A 6977-nucleotide genomic window follows, 5' to 3' on the forward strand; every position below is an offset into this window, starting at 1 on the left:
GGGGGGGGGGTGTCTTTGTCGTGCGAGAGCGCCATATCGATCTGGTGGTGGTGGTGTGGGTGGGGTTGGGGGGGGCGGGGGGGGGGGTGGCGCCCCCCCCCCCCCCCCCCCATTCCGGCGACCGGACACGTCCTAGTGGGGGGTCGCCGCCGGGACGGCGTCGGCCTTCCCGGCCCCGGTGCCGCCGGATCCCGCACCGCCGTTCTGCTGCCTGGCGTTGATGAGGAGGAAGGCGACGGTCGCGGCCACGGCGAGGATGCCGACAGCCCACCAGATCGCGGTGGCGTAGCCGTGTACGGCCGCCGCGTTGGCCAGCTTGGCCGGGTCGGCGCCGGAACGGGCCTTCTCGGCGAGCCAGTTGGTGGTGGCACCGGCCGCGATGGTGTTCAGCAGGGCGGTACCGATGGAGCCGCCGACCTGCTGGGAGGTGCTGACCATGGCGGAGGCCACGCCGGCGTCCTGCGGCTGCACGCTGCGGGTGGCCAGGCTCATGGCGGGCATGAACGCCGTGCCCATTCCGAGGCCGAGGAGCACCTGCGCGGGCAGAATCAGACCGACGTACGAACTGTCGACCTTGATCTGGGTGAGCAGCGCGATGCCGAGGGCCGAGGTCAGGAAGCCCGGACCCATCAGGAGCCGAGGCGGCAGACGGGTCATCAGCCGGGTGCCGATCTGCGTCGACCCGGTCACCATGCCGACGATCATGGGCAGGAAGGCGAATCCGGTGCGGACCGGCGTGTAGCCCTTCACGACCTGCAGGTAGTAGGTCAGGAACAGGAAGAGCCCGAACATGCCGATGACGGCCAGCCCCAGGGAGAGGTAGATGCCGCCCCGGTTGCGTTCGGTCACCACCCGCAGCGGCAGCAGGGGGGCCGGGGCCTTGCTCTCGACCAGGACGAACGCGCCGAGCAGGACCACCGAGGTGATGAAGAGCGCGACGGTGACGGGGGCGGTCCAGCCGTCGGACTCGGCGCGGGTGAACCCGTACACCAGCGACAGCAGGCCGGTGGTGGCGAGAACGACACCGGGGAGGTCCAGCCGGGCGCCGTTGCGGGCGCCCGCCGGCTCGCGCACCACGGTGACGGCGCCGAACACGGCCACGACGGCGAACGGGATGTTGACGAACAGCGCCCAGCGCCAGTTCAGGTACTCGGTCAGCGCACCGCCCATGATCAGGCCGACGGCCCCGCCGGCACCGGAGATCGCGCCGTAGATCCCGAATGCCTTTGCCCGCTCCTTGGGTTCGGTGAAGGTGACCGCGAGCAGCGAGAGCGCGGCCGGTGCGAGCAGTGCGCCGAACACGCCCTGCAGGGCGCGGGAGGCGAGCAGCATCCCGGGGTTGACCGCGAGGCCGCCCAACGCGGATGCGCCCGCGAAGCCGAGCAGGCCGACGATGAACGCGCGTCTGCGGCCGGTGAGGTCGGCGATGCGGCCGCCGAAGAGCAGCAGGCTGCCGAACGCCAGCGAGTAGGCGGTGATCACCCATTGCCGGTTGCCGTCGGAGATGCCGAGGTCGTGCTGGGCCGAGGGCAGGGCGATGTTCACGATGGTCGTGTCGAGCACGACCATCAACTGGGCGATGCCGATGAATAACAGCGCTTTCCAGCGCTGTGGGTCCGGCTGGGCGGTTGCGGGCATGACGCCTCTCAGTTGACCGGGCGGCAGGGGTGGGCGGAGCTGCTCAGGGTGCCTGTTCCAGCGAGGGCAGCAGGGTGGGTAGCAGTTCGGCGACTACGTCGACTGCGGCGCGCCACGCTTCATCGCTGCCGGGTCCGCCCGCGGCGGTCCGGGCGAGGATGCCCTCGCGGGAGGCGAGCAGGAACATGGCGAGGTTCTGCGCGTCGACGCTCGTGCCGTTGCGCTCCAGTAGGCGGGCGAGGGCCCCGGTGACGGCCTTGTCGTGTTCGTGGAGCTGTGCGCTGAGCTCCGGGCTGCGGGCCGCGTCGAGCCGGAACTCCAGGAAGAGCAGGATCCAGCCCCGTTCGTCGGGGTCGACCGCCAGGAGCAGTTCCCCGATCCGTCGGGCCGCCCCCGGAGCCGGTTGGTTCAGCAGGCCCTCCAACTGGTCGAGCCGGTGCGCGGAGTGGCGGTCGAACAGCGCGAGGACGAGGCCCTGCTTGCTCTCGAAATTGGAGTAGAAGGCCCCCCGGGTGTACCCGGCCGCCGCGCACACGTCCTCGATGGTGGTCTTCGCGTACCCCCGCGCGACCAGCACCTGCCCGGCGGCGTCGAGCAGCCGGGCGCGGGTGTGAGCACGTCGGCGAGGCGGCCGGCCGGAATCGGTGGAAGCAGTCTTCGATGGAGCCACGCGGGAACGATACATCATGTATTTAATACGCCGTGTATCGAACTGCCATATCGTCGGCCGGAGTTGGCGGTGGGGTCGTCTCCGGGTCGTCTCCCTGGCGGATGCGGCCAAGCCCCTGGCGTGGTGCATGGAAAAAGTGATATCACTTTGACAGCTGGATCGGAAAAACTCGCTGGAGGAGCTGGTCTCATGGCCACACCGCGTTCTGCCGTCGACATCGAAGACGGCCCCGTCCTCGACCTTCCGGCACCCAAGATCACCGAGCGGGTCATCACCGGTGCCGCGGGGCTGCCGGTGCTCGGAGGGACGCTGCTCGGCCTGCTCGCGGGGATCGGGGCGACCATCGTCGGCGGCATCCAACTGGCCGGCGGGTCCAAGGCGTTGGGGATCACCCTGCTGACCGCCGGGCCGCTGGCCGTCCTGGGCGCACTGCTGCTGCTGTGCGGGCTGACCGTGGTCTCGCCCGGCCAGGCGCGGGTGGTCCAGCTGCTCGGCCGCTACCGCGGCACCATCCGTGCCGAGGGCCTGACCTGGCTGAACCCGTTCACCAGCCGCCGCCGGATATCCACCCGGATCCGCAACCACGAGACCGAGACCAACAAGGTCAACGACGCGGACGGCAACCCGATCGAGATGGCCGCCGTGGTGGTCTGGCAGGTCGAGGACACCGCCAAGGCCGTGTTCGAGGTGGACGACTACAGCGACTTCGTCGCCATCCAGACCGAGACCGCCGTCCGGCACATCGCCAGCAGCTACCCGTACGACGCCCACCGCGAGGGCCAGTTGTCGCTGCGCGACGGCGCGGAGGAGATCAGCCGGATGCTCTCCGCCGAGATCGCGGCCCGGGTCGTCTCGGCCGGGGTGCGGGTCGTCGAGTCCCGGATCACCCGGCTCGCCTACGCGCCCGAGGTCGCCCAGGTGATGCTCCAGCGTCAGCAGGCCGGGGCCGTGGTCGCGGCACGGCGGCTGATCGTCGAGGGCGCCGTCGGTATGGTCGAGGAGGCGCTGGACCGGCTCGCCGAGCGTGACGTCGTCGAACTGGACGAGGAGCGCAAGGCCGCCATGGTGAGCAACCTCCTGGTGGTGCTCTGCGGCGACCGGGGCGCCCAGCCCGTCGTGAACACGGGCTCCCTCTACCAGTAAGGCGCGGCGTTGGCGACGGAGCGGAAGAAGATCCTGCTGCGACTGGACCCGGCGGTCCACGACGCACTGGCCCGGTGGGCCGCGGACGAGCTGCGCAGTGCCAACGCGCAGATCGAGTTCCTCCTTCGCCGTGCCCTCAGCGACGCGGGCCGGATGCCCGGCGACGCGGCCCGTCTTCCCCGGCGCGGCCGACCGCCCAAGGAGAACCCGGAGACCGGCGGTTCCGACGCCGGATGAACGGGCCCATCCACCGTCCATCTGCTTGGAGTCCATCGTGGACCTGCCCATCACCCTGCCGGAGAAGCTCTACCTGCTCGCCTACCACCCCGAGCGCGAGCGGCTCACCGCCACCGCCAGGCTCGACCTGGTGCTGCGGGCCGCCGCGCTCGCCGAACTCCTACGGCGCGCGCTGATCCGCGACGACGGCCGGCACCCGGCCGCCGTCGACGGCGCGTCGGCCGACGGCCTCGACCCGCTCTCCGCCGCGATGCTGGAGCAGATCCGGCAGGGCCGGCGGCGCAGCTGGCAGAGCTGGGTCGGCCGCCGCCAGGGCCCGGCGGCCCGCGCCGCGCGGGTGGTCCGGGACGGGCTGGCGGCGTCCGGGCGGATCCGGCTCGAACAGCGCCGCACGCTCGGACTGTTCCCGTCCACCCGGGTCGTCCTGCCGGAGCAGCGGCTGCGCAAGTCGCTCGTGGCATCGGTGGGTTCGGCGCTGAAGGCGCCGCTCAGCCGGGTCGACCCGGCGGACGCCGCGCTGGTCGCGCTGGTCGACGCCGCCCGGCTCGGAGCCGTCCTGACGTGGCGCCAGAGCCGCGAGTTCCGCACCCGGATCGACAAGCTGGCCCCCGCCGCGGGCCCCGTCCCGCGCGCCCTGCGCCGGGCCATCAGCACCCGCAACTCCGACGTCGCATTGGTCTGACCCACCCGGTGTGATCCGCAAGACAGGCCCGGTCGCCGACACGGCGGCCGGGCCTCCCGCGTTCCGGGCCCGCGCCCCATCCACCGATCGGTTGATCCACCGTCCACCGCGCCCGCCCGCAGCTCTGACCGTCCGGTCGATCCGCGGCCGGGGCCCCGCGCGGGAAGCTCGTTGCAGGCCGGAGGAACCGGCCGGACCAGCGGGGACGAGCGGGAGGGAGCGGCGCGATGGCCGTGATCGAGGTGGCGGGGCTGCGCAAGGCCTACGGGCGGCGCCAGGTGCTGGAGGAGGTCTCCTTCGGCGTGGAGCGCGGCGAGGTGTTCGGCCTGCTGGGGCCGAACGGCGCGGGCAAGACGACCGCCGTGGAGTGCTGCGAGGGCCTGCGCCGGGCCGACGCGGGGACGGTCCGGGTCCTCGGCCTGGACCCGGTGAAGGACGCCCACCGGCTGCGGCCGAGGATCGGCATCCAGCTCCAGCAGGCCCAGTTGCAGGGCGCGCTGCGGGTCGGCGAGGCGCTGGAACTGTACGCCGCGCTCTACCCGAACCCCCGGGACTGGCGCGAGCTGCTGGACGAGTGGGGGCTCGCCGACCAACGCCGGACCCCATTCGACAAGCTCTCCGGCGGCCAGCGCCAGCGGCTGTTCATCGCCCTCGCCCTGATCGGCAACCCCGAGGTGGCCTTCCTGGACGAGCTGACCACCGCGCTCGACCCGCAGGGCCGCCGCGACACCTGGGAGCTGATCCGGCGGATCCGCGACGAGGGCGTGACGGTGGTCCTGGTCTCGCACTTCATGGACGAGGTCGAGGCGCTCTGCGACCGGGCCGCCGTCCTCGACGGCGGACGGATCGTCGCCACCGGCACCCCCGCGGAGCTGATCGCCCGCTCCGGCACCGGCGGCACGCTCGGCTTCCGCCCCACCGGGCCGCTGGACACCGCCCGGCTGGCGGCCCTGCCGGGGGTCACCGGGGTCGAGGAGCGGGACGGCCGGGTCGAGGTCTCCGGCGTCGGGGACTTCGCCGACGAGGTCACCGGCCTGCTCGCCCGCGAGGGGATCGTCGTCACCGGGCTGCGGATCCGCGAGCACAGCCTGGACGACGCCTACCTCGCCCTGACCCGCCACGACGCCTGACCCGCCATCACCGCGCCCATCACCACGCCCGAGGGGACCACCACCGTGAACCACACCGCCCACGCCGTCCGCCGCCTGGCCGTCGCCGAGGCCCGCCTGTTCCTCCGCGACCCGCTGACCGCCTTCTTCGGCCTCGCCTTCCCCGTCGTGCTGTTCCTCGTCCTCGGCTCCGTCCCGGCCCTGCGCAAGACCTCGCCCGACATGCACGGCATGAGCACCATCCAGCTGTACGCGCCGATCCTGGCCGTCTTCACCCTGCTGCTGCTCGGCCTCAACGGCCTGCCCTCGCTGCTCGCCGCCTACCGCGAACGCGGCGTGCTGCGCCGGATGTCCGCCAGCCCCGTCCGCCCGGCGCTGCTGTTCGGCGCGCTGCTGCCGCTGTACCTGGGCGTCGCCGTCGTCTCGGTGCTGCTGGTGGTGGCGGCCGGGCCCCTGCTCGGGGTGTCGCTGCCGCGCCGGCCGCTGGGGTTCCTGCTGGCTTTCCTGCTGGCTGCCGCCGCGCTGCTGTCGATCGGCCTGCTGCTCGCCGCGGTCGTCCCGTCCGCCAAGGCCGGCAACGCGGTCGGCGCGCTGGCCTTCTTCCCGATGATGTTCTTCTCCGGGATCTGGCTGCCGCGCGAGTTCTCGCCGGCCCTGCTCAACCGGATCGGGGACTTCACCCCCAGCGGCGCCGCCGTCCAGACCTTGCAGGACGCCTGGTCCGGGCACTTCCCGCATGCCGTGGGCCTGCTCACACTCGCGGCGTACGCGGTGCTCGCTGGGGCCGCGGCTGCCAGGCTGTTCCGGTGGGAATGATCATGCGGCCGTCGGCCGACGAGAACGCGCTCGGCGACTGGCAGGACCGGCTGGACCGGCTGATCGGCCCGCTCTGCTACGTCGCGCTGCTGATCGCCACCGCCCTGGCCCTGCTGATCCCCGTCCCGAACGCGCGTCCCGCCGCCGTCCTCCCGGCGGCGGCCGCCGCGTTCCTGTGGCTGGTCCTGCGCTCGGTGCTCGACCGCAGGCCGGGCCCGGACGGCCGCGCCCGGTACGCCGGCGCCCACTTCGCCGTCCTGCTGGCGCTGATCACCGTCCTGGTGCTGGACAACCCGATCTTCGGCTTCTTCGCCTTCACCGGCTACCTGCACGCCGCCCAGTACCTGCGGGGCCGGGCCCGGATGGCGGGTGCGGCCGTGGGCACCGTCCCCACCTCGCTCTCCCAGGTCGGCGGGGTCCTGCCCGACAGCCTGGCGAAGGTCGGCGGACTGCTGGCCGTCGTCGCCTTCAACCTGATGGTGGTCGGGCTGATGTTCGCGCTCAACGAGGCGGCCGACCGGCTGAGCGCCCGCCGCAAGGCCGCCAACGCCGAACTCGCCGAGGCCAACCGGCTGCTCACCGAGACGCTCGCCGAGAACGCCGGACTGCACGCCCAACTCCTCGTCCAGGCCCGGGAGGCCGGGGCCGGGGGCGCGCGCCCCGCGGCGCGCGCGGGCGGGGC

General features: G+C 72.9%; 7 protein-coding genes and 1 pseudogene. 6 read left to right on the forward strand and 2 right to left on the reverse strand.

All coding sequences use genetic code 11. The features are described 5' to 3' along the window. Positions 1 to 132: 132 nt before the first annotated feature. Positions 133 to 1638, reverse strand: a complete 1506-nt coding sequence (locus ACFV6I_RS03020) for an MFS transporter (RefSeq protein ID WP_380423392.1) — start codon at positions 1636 to 1638, stop codon at positions 133 to 135. A 43-nt stretch (positions 1639 to 1681) separates the two neighbouring features. Continuing rightward, complete coding sequence (locus ACFV6I_RS03025) at positions 1682 to 2308, reverse strand: TetR/AcrR family transcriptional regulator (protein WP_159398419.1); 627 nt, start codon at positions 2306 to 2308, stop codon at positions 1682 to 1684. Between the two features lie 189 nt (positions 2309 to 2497). On the opposite strand from ACFV6I_RS03025, the gene ACFV6I_RS03030 reads away from it, so the two are divergent. From ACFV6I_RS03030 to ACFV6I_RS03055, 6 genes and pseudogenes are all read left to right on the forward strand, one after another. Then, entirely contained in the window at positions 2498 to 3451 is a 954-nt protein-coding gene (locus ACFV6I_RS03030) for an SPFH domain-containing protein (protein ID WP_380423393.1), read from the forward strand. Between the two features lie 9 nt (positions 3452 to 3460). Beyond that, the gene (locus tag ACFV6I_RS03035; protein WP_063347470.1) at positions 3461 to 3688 is read left to right on the forward strand and encodes a hypothetical protein; all 228 of its coding nucleotides are present in this window, start codon (positions 3461 to 3463) and stop codon (positions 3686 to 3688) included. A 37-nt stretch (positions 3689 to 3725) separates the two neighbouring features. Continuing rightward, positions 3726 to 4370 carry a GPP34 family phosphoprotein gene (locus tag ACFV6I_RS03040; protein ID WP_159398418.1) on the forward strand — a complete coding sequence of 215 codons (645 nt, stop codon included), beginning with the start codon at positions 3726 to 3728 and terminating at the stop codon, positions 4368 to 4370. A 227-nt stretch (positions 4371 to 4597) separates the two neighbouring features. Further along, positions 4598 to 5500: an ABC transporter ATP-binding protein gene (locus ACFV6I_RS03045; RefSeq protein ID WP_063347469.1), complete on the forward strand. Its 903-nt coding sequence runs from the start codon at positions 4598 to 4600 to the stop codon at positions 5498 to 5500. A 45-nt stretch (positions 5501 to 5545) separates the two neighbouring features. Next, positions 5546 to 6295, forward strand: a complete 750-nt coding sequence (locus ACFV6I_RS03050; RefSeq protein ID WP_063347468.1) for an ABC transporter permease — start codon at positions 5546 to 5548, stop codon at positions 6293 to 6295. Then, a pseudogene (locus ACFV6I_RS03055) lies at positions 6286 to 6977 on the forward strand (hypothetical protein); the annotation flags it as partial. The gene ACFV6I_RS03050 and the pseudogene ACFV6I_RS03055, both read left to right, overlap by 10 nt.

The sequence above is a fragment of the Kitasatospora sp. NPDC059803 genome, from assembly GCF_042732255.1.
Lineage (GTDB): Bacteria > Actinomycetota > Actinomycetes > Streptomycetales > Streptomycetaceae > Kitasatospora.

Bases quoted from the DNA above. Each gene is read 5' to 3' on its own strand.
- ACFV6I_RS03030 (WP_380423393.1), top strand. From the start codon at position 2,498: ATGGCCACACCGCGTTCTGCCGTCGACATCGAAGACGGCCCCGTCCTC.
- ACFV6I_RS03020 (WP_380423392.1), bottom strand. From the start codon at position 1,638: ATGCCCGCAACCGCCCAGCCGGACCCACAGCGCTGGAAAGCGCTGTTA.
- ACFV6I_RS03045 (WP_063347469.1), top strand. From the start codon at position 4,598: ATGGCCGTGATCGAGGTGGCGGGGCTGCGCAAGGCCTACGGGCGGCGC.